Below are 14,390 nucleotides of genomic sequence, written 5' to 3'. Positions count from 1 at the left end.
GCAAGGGGCGAAGGGATGTCACACCCCCTCGCCCCCGCGGTCACCTGCCCTGGGTCTGCTGGGAGACGCCACTCGCGAAGGAGGTGTCGCACACGGGGCGGGAGAAGGTCTGCGCCCGCGTGGGGCCGTACTTCTCGACGGCGGCGCGGCCGAGCGCGCGGGCGAGCGACATGCAGTGCCTGGCGAGCGAGGGGCGCTCCTCGACCGTGCGCTGCAGGCGGGTGAGGGCGGAGCCCGCGCCCTTCTCCTGAAGCTCGGCGAGGAGGCGGTCGCGCAGAATGTCCTGCGGAGCGCGGGGCTTGGCGCGCACGGACACGTTCTCCGAGGACGCGGTGAGCATCTGCGACTGGGTGTTGTGCCCTGCCCACGGGACGCTGGTGACCGCGAGGGTTCCGGAGAGCACCAGGACGACGGGCAGAACGAGAGCGAGAGAGCGGCCGATTCGGCGGGCTGTGTGGGTCACGCGAGCGAGCGTAGCGGTCAGTAATGATTTGGCGACATTTAGTCACTCGCCCGGGGGATGGTTCGAGGCTGCTTTTCGAATCGGGCGTTGACGTACGGGCTCGAAAAGGCCTTGAAAGCCCCGATGTGTAGGGGTGTGCCGGGGTAATTGTCGACATACGGAAACGGCCCCGCACCGAAATGCGGGGCCGATCTGCCGAGTTGGGTTCTGCCGAGGTGGCAGAGGGGTCTCGGGGTCAGTCGCTGAGACGCTCGCCCGTCGAGGTCGAGAACACGTGGATCTCACCCGGACGCGGCACGACATGCAGCTCGGCGCCCTTGTCCGGCACGGAACGCCCGCCGACCCGTACCACGAGGTCCTTGTGCTCGCCGCCGACCTGGGCGGAGCCGTAGACGTAGCCGTCGGCGCCGAGCTCCTCGACGACGTTCACGGACACGGCGAGACCGGCCGGGGCGTCCTGGGCGTGCTTGGAAAGGGACGAGGCCGCCGAGCCGTTGAGTTCGACCACGTCGAAGTGCTCGGGCCGGACACCGACCGTGACCGTGGTGTCGCCCTTGTTCGCGGCGGCGGACAGCGCCTCACGCGAGACGGGTACGACGCTGTTGCCGAACTTCACACCGCCGTCGGTGATCGGGACCTCGACGAGGTTCATGGCCGGGGAGCCGATGAAACCGGCGACGAACAGGTTGGCCGGGCGGTCGTACATGTTGCGCGGCGTGTCGACCTGCTGCAGCAGGCCGTCCTTGAGGACCGCGACACGGTCACCCATGGTCATGGCCTCGACCTGGTCGTGCGTGACGTACACCGTGGTGATGCCCAGACGGCGCTGCAGGCTGGCGATCTGCGTACGGGTCGAGACCCGCAGCTTGGCGTCGAGGTTCGACAGCGGCTCGTCCATGAGGAAGACCTGCGGCTCACGCACGATGGCCCGGCCCATGGCCACACGCTGACGCTGACCACCGGAGAGCGCCTTGGGCTTGCGGTCGAGGTATTCGGTGAGGTCAAGGATCTTCGCGGCCTCTTCGACCTTCTTGCGGATGTCGCTCTTGTTGACGCCGGCGATCTTGAGCGCGAAGCCCATGTTGTCGGCGACCGACATGTGCGGGTAGAGCGCGTAGTTCTGGAACACCATGGCGATGTCCCGGTCCTTGGGCGGCAGGTGAGTGACGTCGCGGTCACCGATGCGGATGGATCCGGCGTTGACGTCCTCGAGACCGGCGAGCATGCGCAGGGAGGTCGACTTGCCGCAGCCGGAGGGGCCGACGAGGACGAGGAACTCGCCGTCCTGCGTCTCGATCTCGAGCTGATCGACGGCGGGCTTCTCGGTGCCCGGATAGATCCGGGTCGCCTTGTCGAACGTGACAGTGGCCATGGTGATGTTCTCCTTCACCGGCAGGAACGTGCCGGACGATCCGAGTAAGGGAGTGGTGTAGTCCACCTGTGGTGGACCTCCCGTGACGCTACCTGGCGTTGTCCGATCTGTCAGTAGCGGAAGGCGATGAAATTTTCGACCGGGTGGGGTCACCGGTCCGGTTAGACTGCTCGGACGCGCCTCCTTAGCTCAGCTGGCCAGAGCAACGCACTTGTAATGCGTAGGTCGTCGGTTCGAATCCGACAGGGGGCTCCATCGCACGGTGTCCCGGGGCTCCGAGCTCCGGGACACCGGTTCGGGCAGGACCCGTCGTTCTCCGGATATGCCGCCGTCCAGGATCTCCCCGCCGAGCGGCTGGTCATCGCGGTCGCGATGACCAAGGGCGAAGACACCCCGAAGGGCAACACGGCCGAGACGATCACGGGCCGGATCGCCGCGGCGCTCGCGCCCCGGCCCCCTGTGCCGTTCAACGATGTGCCGTTCGCACGGTCCGGCAGCCTTGAACGCCGGGACAGGCCCTAATGGCGGCCCGCGACGCGGTCCGCCAACCGTGCGATGCGGTCCGTCTGTGCCGACTGTGCCGTTGATTCGCGGCGGTCCGCCGTGCGGTAGGCCGCGTACAGCGTCTGGACGCCCAGCCAGCGCAGGGGTTCCGGCTCCCAGGTGCGGACCCTGTGGTTGACCCAGGGGAGCTGTGTGAGGTCGGTCCCGCCCGACTGGCCCGAGTCCTGCTGGATCAGGTCGCGCAGGGTACGGGCCGCGAGGTTGGTGGTGGCCACGCCCGAGCCGACGTATCCGCCTGCCCAGCCGAGGCCGGTGGAGCGGTCCAGGGCGACGGTGGCGCACCAGTCGCGGGGGACGCCGAGGACGCCGGACCACGCGTGGTCGATGCGGACGCCCGCGGTGGTGGGGAAGAAGCGGACCAGGATGTCGCGGAGGGCTTCGACGGTGGCCGGCTGGGTGCGGCCGTCGTTGTCGGTTCTGGAGCCGTAGCGGTAGGGGACGCCGCGGCCGCCGAGGGCGATGCGGTTGTCGGCGGTGCGCTGGGCGTACATGTAGGCGTGGGCCATGTCGCCGAGGGTTTCGCGGCCGTCCCAGCCGATGGTGTCCCAGACGGACTGGGGGAGGGGCTCGGTGGCGATCATGGAGGAGTTCATGGGGAGCCAGGAGCGTTTGTGGCCCTTGAGGTGTGCCGTGAAGCCCTCGGTGCAGCGCAGGATGTAGGGGGCGCGGACCGTGCCGTAGGGGGTCACGGCGTGCTTGGGGCGGATTTCGGTGACGGGCGTCGACTCGTGGATCGTGACGCCCAGTGCCTCGACGGCCGCGGCAAGACCCTTGATCAGTTTGACGGGGTGCAGTCGCGCGCCGTGCGGGGTCCAGGTGGAGGCGACGGCGCCGGTGATGCGTATGCGGTCGGCTGTTTCGCGGGCGCCGAGCAGGACGCGGTCCTTCTCGCCGAAGGCGATCTCGACGGCGTGGAAGTTCTTGAGGCGGGTCAACTGGGCCGGGTTGTGGGCGACTTCGAGTACCCCGCCCTTGTGGATGTCGGCGTCGATGTTCTCTTCGGCCGCGACGTGGATGACCTCGTCGACGGTGTCGTTCATGGCCTGCTGGAGGCGGACGGCGGCGTCGTGTCCGTGGAGTCTGGCGTAGCGGTCGCGGCCGGCGATGCCGTTGTAGAGCCAGCCGCCGTTGCGGCCGGAGGCGCCGTAACCGCAGAACCTGCCTTCGAGGACGGTGATGTTCAGGAAGGGGACGGCCTTTTTGAGGTAGTAGGCCGTCCACAGGCCGGTGTATCCGCCGCCGACGATGCAGACGTCCGCGGTGGTGTCGCCGGGGAGGGGCTCCCGGGGGGCCGGGGTGCCTTCCTGTGCGTACCAGAACGATATGCCGCCGTTGACGGTGCTCGTGCTGTTCGTGCTCATGATGCCCCTGCTGCTCAGCGTGAGTGCGTGTGGCGGGAGGGTACTCGCCCGCTCTTCCATGGTCGTACGCAGGACCGGAAAGTGCTGGCACGGCAGGGGCAGGGCGGGCACGCTGGCTTCATGATTCGTATCGCCACACCGGCCGACATCCCTGAGATTCACCGTATGGTCCGCGAACTCGCGGAGTACGAGAAGGCCTTGGACGAGGCCCGCGCGAGTGAGGAGCAGCTGACCGAGGCGCTGTTCGGGGAGCGGCCCGCCGCTTTCGCGCACATCGCGGAGACGGACGAGGGGGAGGTGGCGGGTTTCGCGCTGTGGTTCCTCAACTTCTCGACGTGGACGGGCGTGAGCGGCATCTATCTGGAGGACCTGTACGTGCGTCCGGCGCTGCGCGGGGGTGGGCACGGGAAGGCGCTGCTGACCGAGCTGGCGCGGCTCTGTGCGGAGCGCGGGTATCAGCGCCTGGAGTGGGCCGTACTGAACTGGAACACCCCGTCGGTCGACTTCTACCGCTCGCTGGGGGCGAAGCCGCAGGACGAGTGGACGGTGTACCGGCTGACCGGCGAGGCGCTGGCTTCCCTGGGTTCCTAGGGCCCGACGCTCTCAGACGCGGGGGAAACGGGCCTGGAGGTCCCACACCACGGGGTTGTCGGCGAGGCCCTCGTGCATGTCGGACAGGTCCGCGATGAGATCGTGCAGGAAGTCGCGGGCTTCGCGGCGCAGCTCGGTGTGGTTGAAGGTGAGCGGCGGCTCGTCGCCGGGCATCCAGTCGGCCTCCACGTCCACCCACCCGAAGCGCCGCTCGAAGAGCATCCGGTCGGCCGACTCGGTGAAGTCGAGCTCGGCGTGCTGCGGTGTGGCGGCTCGGCTGCCGAGGGGGTCGCGGTCGAGCTGTTCGACGATGTCGCACAGGGCCCAGGCGAAGTCGAGGACCGGCACCCATCCCCAGGCTGTGGAGACCTCGCGGTCCTCCTTGGTGTCGGCCAGGTAGACGTCGCCGCAGAAGAGGTCGTGCCGCAGGGACTGGACGTCCGCTCGGCGGTAGTCCGTCTGCGGGGGGTCGGGGAAGCGGCGGGAGAGGGAGTAGCCGATGTCGAGCACGGGTCGATGGTGTCACGGGCCGCGCGCGGTTGCTGCGGCGCGGCCCGTGACCGGGATTGCTTCCCGTCGACCGGGGTCAGGAAGCTACTTCACGACGGCGGCTACTTCACGTTGATCGCGGTCCAGGCGGCCGCGACCGCCGTGTACTCCGCGCTGCCCGCGCCGTACAGGTCGCTCGTCGCCTGCAGGGTCGCGGCGCGGGCGCCCGCGTAGTTCGTGGAGGAGGTCATGTACGTGGAGAGCGCCTTGTACCAGATCTTGTACGCCTTGACCCGGCCGATCCCGGTGACGGTGGAGCCGTCGTAGGTCGGGGAGTCGTAGCTGACGCCGTTGATCGTCTTGGCGCCGCTGCCCTCGGAGAGCAGGTAGAAGAAGTGGTTCGCGGGGCCGGAGGAGTAGTGCACGTCGAGCCGGCCGACGGTCCGTGACCAGTAGTCGGCGGAGTTGCCGTCGCGGCTCGGCTTGTCCATGTAGCGCAGCGGGGTGCCGTTGCCACGGATGTCGATCTTCTCGCCGATGAGGTAGTCGCCGGCGTCCGCGGTGTTGGCCGCGTAGAACTCGACCGACGTGCCGAAGATGTCGGAGGTGGCCTCGTTGAGGCCGCCGGACTCCTTGTTGTAGCGCAGGCCGGCGGTGGAGGCGGTCAGGCCGTGGCTCATCTCGTGGCCGGCCACGTCGAGCGAGGTGAGCGGCTTGAGATTGGCGGCGCCGTCGCCGTACGTCATGCAGAAGCACTGGTCGGACCAGAAGGCGTTGACGTAGGCGTTGCCGTAGTGGACGCGGGAGTAGGCGGCGACGCCGTCACCCCTGATGCCGTTGCGGGACAGCTCGTTCTTGTAGAAGTCCCAGGTCACCGCAGCGCCGTAGTGGGCGTCGACGGCCGCGGTCTGGCGGTTGGCCGCGGTCCCGTCGCCCCAGGTGTCGTCGGGGTCGCTGAAGAGGGTGCCGGTGCCGTTGGTGGCGCCGCCGAGGTCATACGTCTTGTGGCCGCCGCGGCCGGTGTCGGTCAGCGTGTACGAGGGCGCGGTGCCGAGCGTGACGGTGCCGCTGTACTGGCTGTTGCCGGTGCCGGTCTCGATGGCCTCGTAGGCGTACAGCTCCTTGCCGGTGGCCGCGTCGGTGAGGACGTGCCGCTCGCTCGGGGTGCCGTCCTGCTGGATGCCGGTGACGACGGATTCCCAGGCGAGGGTGGGCCTTCCGGTGGCGGCCCAGATCACCTTGCGGGCGGACGAGGCGGTCTCGGACCTGGCGTCGGAGGAGGCGAGGGCGGACTTCTTCGCGCTCGCGGCGGATATGGAGGGGGCCGTACTGGCCACGGCTATCGGTGCGTTGGTGGCCTTGGTGGTGGAGCGGGCGCCGGACTTCTTCTCGTGCACGACGAGGTCGCCGCCGACGACGGGCAGACCGTCGTAGGTGCGCTCGTAGCGCGTGTGGACCGTGCCGTCGGCATCCTTGACGACGTCGCGGACGACGAGTTTCTCCTTGCCGCCGAGGCCGATGGCTCTGGCGGTGGTGGCCGCCTCGGACTGTGCGTCCTTGAGCGCGGCGGTGCGCTGTGCGGCGGACAGTACGAGAGCGGTCGCGCCCTTTTCGCGATCGGCCTGGGCGCTGGCCGAGCCACTGGTGAGCGCGACGGCGACCATGGCGGCCGAGGCGATCAGCGCGGCGGCGCGTGCGGTTCGCGCACGCGTGCGGGAGGGGGCGGTGTGGTGCGAGGACTGCAGGCGGGTCACGCGGGCTCCTTCGCCGGGTGGTGGGGGGTAGCGGCAGCGAGAGTGCCAGCGAAAGACCGTTGTTGACAGATCTACAACAAACATTTGACCGTGAGTTGTCCGCAGGGCGTACAAGTGTGACCGCTATGCGGTGTGTTGATGGGGTGGGGGGCTTACGTCCCTGCCCGGCCCGGTTACGGCAGCAGCCGCTGCTCTTTCGCCACCGCGACCGCTCCCGCCCTCGTGCCAACGCCCAACTTTGCGTAGATTCGCCCCGGATGCGTGTTCACTGTCGCCTCACTGATGAAGAGCGCCCGCGCGATCCCCCGGTCGCCGAGACCCCGTGCCGGCCGGCCGAGGATGTCCCGCTCCCGTTCCGTCAGGGACGGGCGGCCCGCCGGGCATCTGGTCCAGGACGCGGCTCGCGACCGGGGCCGAAAGCGCAGCGCGGCCCGGCGGCGCCCGCGGGCGGCGCTCCGGTGCGGTCCCAGGGCGCCCCGGTCGCGGGCATCGGCGTGGCGGGGGGCCCGGCGGCGCCTTGGCGAGCAGTACGCCGCGGCGGGCGTCGCGGCGCTCAACAAGTAGGCCGTATCTGCTGATTCGCGCCCCTGAGCGCATGCCCCGCATAGGATCAAGTGCGTGGATATGCGAACTCTCGTACGTACCCTGACGCCCGCCGTCGCGCTGCTCCTGCTCACGGGCTGCACCGGCGGCGGCGCGGGGGTGCACGGCAAGCCGGGCTCCGCGGGGGTGCGCGACCCGCTCTTCCGCGGGCTCGGCAACGGCGGGTACGACGTCCAGCACTACGCCCTGACCCTCGAATACGACCCGGACACGAGCCACCTCGAGGGCACCGCCGAGATCACCGCCCGCGCCACCCAGGACCTGAGCTCCTTCAATCTCGACCTTCACGGGCTGAAGGTCGACGGCGCCACGGTCGACGGCAAGGAGGCGGCGGCCAACCGGGCGGGCGACGAGCTGACACTGCGCCCGCACCGCGACATCGACAAGGGCAGGACCTTCCGTACGGTCGTCCGCTACTCCGGCGAACCGCAGACGATCACCGACGACGACGAAGAGAAGTCGGAGGAGGGCTGGCTGGAGACCCGGAGCGGCGCGCTCGCGGTCGGCGAGCCCAGCGGCTCGATGGCCTGGTTCCCGAGCAACAACCACCCGAGCGACAAGGCCACGTACGACATCACTGTCACCGTGCCCAAGGGGCTGCAGGCGATCTCCAACGGTGAGCCGGCGAAGCCGAAAACGACCGGCGGGAGCAGGACGTACGCCTGGAAGTCCCGGCAGCCGATGGCCAGTTACCTCGCCACGCTCGCCATTGGCGACTACAAGGTGACGCCGTCCCGCACTTCCACCGGCCTGCCGGTTCTCACGGCTGTGGACCCGGCTGTGGGGAAGAAATATGCCCAGCTGATCGCACAGGTCCCCGAGATCGTGGAGTGGGGGGAGGAGAACTTCGGCCGCTACCCCTTCTCCTCCGCAGGCGTGATCGTCGTGCCGGAGGGCGATGTCGGCTACGCCCTGGAGACCCAGACCAAGCCCGTGATCCCGGTGAACGAGCTCCCGGACACGCTCGTGCACGAGATCGCCCACCAGTGGTTCGGCAATTCAGTGACGCCCAAGTCCTGGAAGGACATGTGGCTCAACGAAGGCTTCGCCACCTACGCGGAGTGGATCTGGCACGAGGACTTCGACGCCACCCCGGCCAAGGAGAGTTTCGCCGCCGCCTTCGCCGACGACAGCAACTGGGCCTTCCCGCCCGCCGATCCGCCGTCCGCGGCGGAGGTCTCGGAAAAACCGGTGTACGACCGCGGCGCGATGGTCCTGCACAAGGTCCGGCAGGCGGTCGGCGAGAAGGCGTTCTTCGAGATCGTGAAGGGCTGGGCGCAGGAGCACCGTCACGGCAACGCCTCGACCGCCGACTTCACTTCGTACCTAGAGGAGAAGTCCGGCAAGGACCTCACCGAGCTCTGGGACACCTGGCTGTACGGCATGGACAAACCCGCGAGTCCATGAGCGCGAGGAGCCCCGGGCCGCGCGGCCCGGGGCTCCTCGTAGGCGCTGCGTACGTCAGATGCTGACGCCGAAGTCGCGGGCGATGCCCTCAAGACCCGAGGCGTACCCCTGGCCGACGGCACGGAACTTCCACTCCGCGCCATTGCGGTAGAGCTCGCCGAAGACCATCGCGGTCTCGGTGGCGGCGTCCTCGCTCAGGTCGTAACGCGCGATCTCGGCGCCGCCGGCCTGGTTGACGATGCGGATGTAGGCGTTGCGCACCTGGCCGAAGTTCTGGCTGCGGTTGACGGCGTCGTAGATGGAGACCGGGAAGACGATCTTGTCGACGTCGGCCGGCAGACCCGCCAGGTTGACGTTGATCTGCTCGTCGTCGCCGCCGCCCTCGCCGGTGCGGTTGTCACCGGTGTGGACGATGGTCTGGTCGGGCGTCGCCTTGTTGTTGAAGAAGACGAAGTGGGCGTCGGACGCGACCTTGCCGCCGGGGTTCACGCCGATCGCGGAGGCGTCTAGGTCGAAGTCGGTGCCGGTGGTGGTACGGACGTCCCAGCCGAGGCCGACCGTGACGGCGGTCAGGCCCGGTGCCTCCTTGGTGAGCGAGACGTTGCCGCCCTTGGACAGGCTTACTGCCATTGGGAAGTCCCCTTCGTGGTCGACTGTGCGGGCTTCGAGCCCTCCCGAAGTTACCGTTACCCGTCATAACGCAGGCAGGGGACTGCCAGGTTCCACCCGTCTTTGCTTTCTTTGCCACCTCGCGGGGGCCGGGGACCAGCGGGCCCTGCGGCGGTCCGAAAAGCGGGTGACGCGGGCGGCGCGGGCAGGCGACCATGGAGGCATGTCCGGTCCCTACATCATCCGCGGTTCGGTCTCCCTGCCGGAGGCCGAGCTCATGTGGCGTTTCTCGCGGTCGTCGGGACCGGGTGGCCAGCACGTCAACACCAGTGACTCGCAGGTGGAGCTCCGCTTCGACCTCGCGAGGACCGAGGCGCTTCCACAGGTCTGGAAGGACCGTGCGCTGGAGCGTCTGGCGGGCCGGATCGTGGGCGGTGTGATCGCGGTCCGCGCGTCGGAACACCGTTCGCAGTGGCGCAACCGCGAGACCGCGGCCGTGCGGCTGGCCTCCCTGCTGGCCGAGGCGACGGCTCCGCCGCCGAAGCCGCGCCGGGCGACGAGGATTCCGCGGGGCATCAACGAGCGCCGGCTGCGGGAGAAGAAGCAGCGCGCGGAGACGAAGCGTGGCCGCACCGGCCGCGACTGGTAGTCCAGAAGCGTCTGGTGGTCCAGAAGCTCCCGGTGGTTCAGCCGCGCCCGGTGGTCCAGCGGCGCCCGGATCGGTGACGGGACCTCAGTCCAGCTGGCGGTAGCGGCCCCGGAAGTACGTCAGCGGACCGCCGTCCGCGCTCGGCAGGCCCACCGACAGCACACGCGCGATCACCAGCGTGTGGTCCCCCGCCACCACCCTCTGCTCCGTACGGCACTCCAGCGTCGCCAGCGCGCCGCTCACCAGCAGGGCCCCGCTCACCTCGCCCCTCGTGTACGGAATGTCCTCGAACAGGAGCCGGTCGCTGACCCGGCCCTTCATCGCGAAGCGGCCCGCGACGTGCCGCTGGCTCTCAGAGAGCACCGAGACCGCCCACAGCGGCTGTTCGGCGAGCAGGTCGTCCATGCGGGAGCCGTTGCGCAGGCTCACCAGGACGAGCGGGGGGTCCAGTGACACCGACATGAAGGCGGTCGCCGTCATGCCGACGTCCTCGCCGCGCGGGCCGTCGTCCGGATCGTGCGCGGTCACCAGCACCACACCCGCGGCCAGCCGGGACATGACGGCGCGGAATTCCTCGTTGCTCACCCCCTCAGCATGGGGGATCACAACAGGAGCGGGAGCGGGGGTCGTCTGCAACACACGAGGAACGCTAGTCTCGGCCGACCGGCGCCCGCATCGGGCCAGGGGACCAGCCTGGTCCTAGGACCCGCGCCAGGTCCCGGGACCGGCGGCACAACGAAATTTGCGTTCAGGAAAGAGAGGGTCGTTGCAGCCCGCTGCGGGCAACCCATCATCATCCACTGTGACTTGAGTCACAGAGTGCAGTATTTGTTGACCCTGTGTACCGAGTGGGCAGCTCGCTGTGATTCAGTGACCGTGATACCGCAACAAGAACGCCGATGAGAACCCTGGAGTTTGCTGTCGAGGTCTCGGGGAGAGCGAGCAATGGAGACCGAGTCGGAGCCCTACGTCCGTCTTGCGACCCTGCGGCAGCTGCACCAGGTGGTCGCGGACCTCAACACGGCCCGGAGCCTGGCCGACACTCTGCAGACCGTCGCTGACGGAATCGTGGCGGGACTCGGCTACGAGCTGGCCTGCGTCAATCTCGTACGCCCCGACGGAGATCTCGTCGTCGCCGCATTCGCCGGCAGCGCTGCCGCGGAAGCCCTGATCACGGGCCGCGTCGGCTCCCGACCGTCCTGGGAACGCCGTCTGTCGATGGGCGAGGCCTGGGGCGAGCTGCGCTTCATTCCGCACACCGAGGGCTGGGTGCTCATCGAGGACGACGTCCCGCAGTGGCACACCGAGGGCCCGGACCCGCGCTTCGAGGACGAGTGGCACCCGCAGGACCGTCTCTACGCCCCGATGTACGCGTCGGGCGGCGGCCGCGAGCTCCTCGGCGTCATCTCCGTCGACCGGCCGCGCAACGGGCGGCGGCCGGGGCCCTGGGGCCAGGAAGCGCTCCAGATGTACGCGTCCCAGGCGGCGATTGCGATCAGCAACGCCCGCCTGCGAGCAAACATGCAGCGCGCTCTGGTCCGCCTGGAGCGTGAGCAGCAGGCGCTGCGCGCGAGTGAGGAGTCGTTCCGGCAGGCGTTCGAGTACGCGCCGAGCGGTATGGCCATCGCCGAGATGGGCGGCGACCAGCACGGCCGGCTGCTGCGCACCAATGACGCCCTGTGCCGGCTGCTCGGCAGACCCGCCTCCGCGATGCGCCGCTACTCCTTCGCCGACCTGGTGCATCCCGAGGACGTCGGCACCCTGCTGCGGACATCGGCCGAGGGCGGCCGCGCCGAACTGCGGCTGGGCCGCCGGGACGGGACGTATGTCTGGGTGTCGCTGCGCAACTCCGTCGTCGCGGACACCGCGGACGGCCCCCGATTTCTGCTCACTCATGTCGAGGACATAGAGGACCGCAAGCGGCACGAGCTCCAGCTCGCGCACCGGGCCAGCCATGACGCGCTCACCGGGCTGCCCAACAGTGCCGAGCTGCGCGCCCGGCTCAGCGCCCGGCTGTGCGAGCGGCCGCAGACCGCGCGGGAGAACGCCATCGAGGCCCTGGACGCCGCGTACGGGGCGGACAGCGAGAGCGTCTTCGGCAGCGACGGCTTCGACTTCGAGACCACCGGCGTGCCCTACGACCACCATGTCCACTCCATCGCGCCCGACAGCGACGTCGACGACGGCACGAAGGGGCTCGCGGTCCTCTTCTGTGATCTGGACGGCTTCAAGTCGATCAATGACCGGTTCGGGCACCAGACCGGTGACGCCGTGCTTGTCGAGGTCGCGCGCAGGCTCACCACCGGGGTGCGCGACAACGACACGGTCGCCCGGCTCGGAGGTGACGAGTTCGTCGTGCTCGCCGACGGCCTGGGCGCGGCGGACGCCGCCGACCTGGCCGTACGCCTTCGGAACGCGATCATCCTGCCGATCAGGGTCGGCGGCCGGGGCGTACGCGTGGGGGCGAGCTTCGGGATCGGCTGGGCGAGCTGCGGAATGTCTGTCGAGGAGGTCCTGCAGAGCGCCGATCAGCGGATGTACATCGAGAAGCGGTCCCGGGCCAAAGTGCACCGGCGGGCCGGCTGAGGCCAACGACACCTTATGGGTTACCCCGAACCGGGTAGGCTCGCCCACGTCGGCGATGTGCTGACGACATGGTGAGGAGTGAATGGGGATGACGGCCGCGAACAACGGCGCGAGCACGCCCGAGGACGACGATCCGTTCGGCTATCTGTACGAGGACGGACGGGCAGCGGGCGCGACACCGCCCGGCCAGAGCCGCGGCTACGGCTACCCGGGTCCGGCCGCGCAGCCCGGCGTCCCCAGAACCTCGTACAACCAGGTCCGCACGGTCGGCGAGCGCCAGTACGGCCAGCAGGTCCCGCAGCAGCAGGTGCACGCCCAGCAGGGCCAGCCGACCGCGCAGTACGCGGCGCCCGAGACCTACCCCGGTGCCACCACCCGCCAGGTCCCGGTCCAGAGCGGCGGCCACGGCGGCGGCCGCAGTGGCGGACCCAACACCAAGGGCCTGCTGATCGGCGCGATCGCGGTGGTCGCGGTGGTCGTGATCGGCATCGCGGCGGCCCTGATGTCGGGCGGCGGCGAGAAGGACAAGGCGGGCGACCAGTCCGGCCGCGACGGCGGCACCAGCGCGGGCAAGTCGGTCAAGCCGAGCGATGAGCCGACGGCGTCCAAGGACCCGCAGGAGCCGCTGCCGAAGCAGGACGCGGCGACGCTGCAGCTGGGCGCGCCGGCCGCGCTGGCGAAGGACATCAAGGGCGCGGAGGGTGCGGGCGGCGCCTTTGTGACCGGCTTCAACGCGGTGGGCGCCTCGGTTACCTGGAAGGCCAACATCGCGGAGGCGGGCAAGTACCGGCTCTATGTGCGCTATTCCATCCCCGCGCAGGACGCCAACGCCACGCTGACGGTCAACGGCAAGGCGAACACCAACCCGCTGGGCCTGAAGAACTTCATCCACTCCTCGGACCCGGCCTGGGAGAAGAACTGGCAGACCACTTGGGCACCGGTCGATCTGAACAAGGGCGAGAACGAGCTCAAGATCTCCTGCGAGGCGGGCAACCAGTGCAACGTCATCCTTGACTGGCTCGAGGTCAAGGAAGGCTGATCAGCCACTGACGACCGTCAGGAACCCCGCCACCGTCCCGGCCATCGCAGCGCGAGCCGGGACGAGGTATTTCCGGGGGTCCACGGTCTGGGGGTCGGCATCGAGGAAGGCCCGGACCGCGCCCGTGAAGGCCGTGTTCAGGGCCGTGCCGACGTTGATCTTGACCATGCCGGCGGCGACCGCGCGGCGGATCTCGTCGTCCGGGACGCCCGAGGAGCCGTGCAGCACCAGCGGGACCGGGACCGCGTCACGGAGGTCGGCGACCAGGGCGTGGTCCAGCGACGCCGTGCGCTGCGTCATCGCGTGGGAGGACCCGACGGCAACGGCCAGGGCATCCACGCCGGTGGCGGCGACGTAGGCCGCGGCCTCCGCCGGGTCGGTGCGGACGCCTGGCGCGTGGGCGTCGAGCGGGGCCTCACCCTCCTTGCCGCCGACCTTGCCCAGTTCGGCCTCGATCCAGATGCCGCGCTCGTGGCCCCAGCGCACCGCATCGGCCGTGGCCCTGACGTTCTCGTCGTACGGCAGCTTCGAGGCGTCGAACATCACCGAGCTGAAGCCCTCGTCGTCCGCCGACCGCAGCAGGTCCACGGAGACGACATGGTCGAGGTGGAGGGCGAGTTGCGCGGTCGACGCGTGGGCCACCGCGGCTGCCGCGGCGGCGATCGCCGCGAGCTGTCCGCCGCGGAACTTCACGGCGTTCTGCGAGATCTGCAGGATCGCGGGCGCGCCCGCCTGCTCGGCGCCGGTGGCGATCGCCTCGGCGTGCTCCAGAGTGATGACGTTGAAGGCGGCGATGCCGCGGCCGTCGGCCGCGGCGGCCGAGACGAGTTCACCGGTGCTGACGAGTGGCATGGTGCATCCCAATTCCCGGGCGGCTGGGCCCGATTGTGCGCTTGCTGTGGG

Annotated in this window: 14 protein-coding genes, 1 tRNA gene and 1 pseudogene; 7 read left to right on the top strand and 9 right to left on the bottom strand. The window is 69.5% G+C overall.

Going from position 1 to position 14,390, the window contains the following annotated elements:
* Positions 1–40: 40 nt before the first annotated feature.
* Together FBY35_RS34850 and FBY35_RS34845 are read right to left on the bottom strand one after the other, a co-directional pair.
* On the bottom strand, positions 41–463 hold the full coding sequence (locus tag FBY35_RS34850) for a hypothetical protein (RefSeq protein ID WP_142217873.1): 423 nt from the start codon (positions 461–463) through the stop codon (positions 41–43).
* 235 nt (positions 464–698) lie between these two features.
* Positions 699–1,835, bottom strand: a complete 1,137-nt coding sequence (locus tag FBY35_RS34845; protein ID WP_142218342.1) for an ABC transporter ATP-binding protein — start codon at positions 1,833–1,835, stop codon at positions 699–701.
* Between the two features lie 178 nt (positions 1,836–2,013).
* On the opposite strand from FBY35_RS34845, the gene FBY35_RS34840 reads away from it, so the two are divergent.
* Both FBY35_RS34840 and FBY35_RS37665 read left to right on the top strand, forming a co-directional pair.
* Positions 2,014–2,090, top strand: a tRNA-Thr gene (locus tag FBY35_RS34840).
* Positions 2,091–2,207: 117 nt separating this feature from the next.
* Positions 2,208–2,357 carry a hypothetical protein gene (locus FBY35_RS37665; RefSeq protein ID WP_260848918.1) on the top strand — a complete coding sequence of 50 codons (150 nt, stop codon included), beginning with the start codon at positions 2,208–2,210 and terminating at the stop codon, positions 2,355–2,357.
* Here the strand turns inward: FBY35_RS37665 and FBY35_RS34830 are convergent.
* A complete protein-coding gene (locus FBY35_RS34830; RefSeq protein ID WP_142217872.1) occupies positions 2,354–3,760 on the bottom strand; it encodes an FAD-binding oxidoreductase in 1,407 nt (468 codons plus the stop codon). The two genes, FBY35_RS37665 and FBY35_RS34830, sit on opposite strands and share 4 nt — an antisense overlap.
* A gap of 120 nt (positions 3,761–3,880) precedes the next feature.
* On the opposite strand from FBY35_RS34830, the gene FBY35_RS34825 reads away from it, so the two are divergent.
* Positions 3,881–4,351: a GNAT family N-acetyltransferase gene (locus tag FBY35_RS34825; RefSeq protein ID WP_142217871.1), complete on the top strand. Its 471-nt coding sequence runs from the start codon at positions 3,881–3,883 to the stop codon at positions 4,349–4,351.
* 12 nt (positions 4,352–4,363) lie between these two features.
* On the opposite strand, the gene FBY35_RS34820 is transcribed toward FBY35_RS34825, so the two are convergent.
* From FBY35_RS34820 to FBY35_RS34810, 3 genes and pseudogenes are all read right to left on the bottom strand, one after another.
* The gene (locus tag FBY35_RS34820) at positions 4,364–4,861 is read right to left on the bottom strand and encodes a hypothetical protein (RefSeq protein WP_142217870.1); all 498 of its coding nucleotides are present in this window, start codon (positions 4,859–4,861) and stop codon (positions 4,364–4,366) included.
* A gap of 101 nt (positions 4,862–4,962) precedes the next feature.
* Positions 4,963–6,504, bottom strand: a complete 1,542-nt coding sequence (locus FBY35_RS34815) for a M4 family metallopeptidase (protein WP_260848985.1) — start codon at positions 6,502–6,504, stop codon at positions 4,963–4,965.
* Between the two features lie 263 nt (positions 6,505–6,767).
* Positions 6,768–7,035, bottom strand: a pseudogene (locus FBY35_RS34810) (response regulator transcription factor); the annotation flags it as partial.
* A 183-nt stretch (positions 7,036–7,218) separates the two neighbouring features.
* Between FBY35_RS34810 and FBY35_RS34805 the strand changes: the two are divergent.
* Positions 7,219–8,604, top strand: a complete 1,386-nt coding sequence (locus tag FBY35_RS34805) for a M1 family metallopeptidase (protein WP_142218341.1) — start codon at positions 7,219–7,221, stop codon at positions 8,602–8,604.
* A 54-nt stretch (positions 8,605–8,658) separates the two neighbouring features.
* Here FBY35_RS34805 and FBY35_RS34800 read toward each other — a convergent pair whose 3' ends face one another.
* A complete protein-coding gene (locus FBY35_RS34800) occupies positions 8,659–9,234 on the bottom strand; it encodes a TerD family protein (RefSeq protein WP_142217868.1) in 576 nt (191 codons plus the stop codon).
* A 202-nt stretch (positions 9,235–9,436) separates the two neighbouring features.
* On the opposite strand from FBY35_RS34800, the gene arfB reads away from it, so the two are divergent.
* Complete coding sequence (gene arfB, locus FBY35_RS34795) at positions 9,437–9,862, top strand: alternative ribosome rescue aminoacyl-tRNA hydrolase ArfB (RefSeq protein ID WP_142217867.1); 426 nt, start codon at positions 9,437–9,439, stop codon at positions 9,860–9,862.
* An 84-nt stretch (positions 9,863–9,946) separates the two neighbouring features.
* Here arfB and FBY35_RS34790 read toward each other — a convergent pair whose 3' ends face one another.
* The gene (locus FBY35_RS34790) at positions 9,947–10,501 is read right to left on the bottom strand and encodes a flavin reductase family protein (protein WP_142217866.1); all 555 of its coding nucleotides are present in this window, start codon (positions 10,499–10,501) and stop codon (positions 9,947–9,949) included.
* Between the two features lie 306 nt (positions 10,502–10,807).
* Between FBY35_RS34790 and cdgB the strand changes: the two genes are divergently transcribed.
* Both cdgB and FBY35_RS34780 read left to right on the top strand, forming a co-directional pair.
* Positions 10,808–12,448: a diguanylate cyclase CdgB gene (gene cdgB, locus FBY35_RS34785; RefSeq protein WP_142217865.1), complete on the top strand. Its 1,641-nt coding sequence runs from the start codon at positions 10,808–10,810 to the stop codon at positions 12,446–12,448.
* An 88-nt stretch (positions 12,449–12,536) separates the two neighbouring features.
* Positions 12,537–13,487 (top strand): CBM35 domain-containing protein, encoded by a 951-nt coding sequence (locus tag FBY35_RS34780; protein WP_142217864.1) that lies wholly within the window; start codon positions 12,537–12,539, stop codon positions 13,485–13,487.
* Here the strand turns inward: FBY35_RS34780 and FBY35_RS34775 are convergent, their stop codons facing one another.
* Positions 13,488–14,339 carry a class II fructose-bisphosphate aldolase gene (locus FBY35_RS34775; protein WP_142217863.1) on the bottom strand — a complete coding sequence of 284 codons (852 nt, stop codon included), beginning with the start codon at positions 14,337–14,339 and terminating at the stop codon, positions 13,488–13,490.
* Positions 14,340–14,390: the final 51 nt, after the last annotated feature.

This window comes from Streptomyces sp. SLBN-118, assembly GCF_006715635.1.
In the GTDB taxonomy this organism is placed as follows: Bacteria; Actinomycetota; Actinomycetes; order Streptomycetales; family Streptomycetaceae; genus Streptomyces.
Note: the sequence above shows the minus strand (reverse complement) of the source record. Positions and strands in the feature narration are given on the sequence as shown.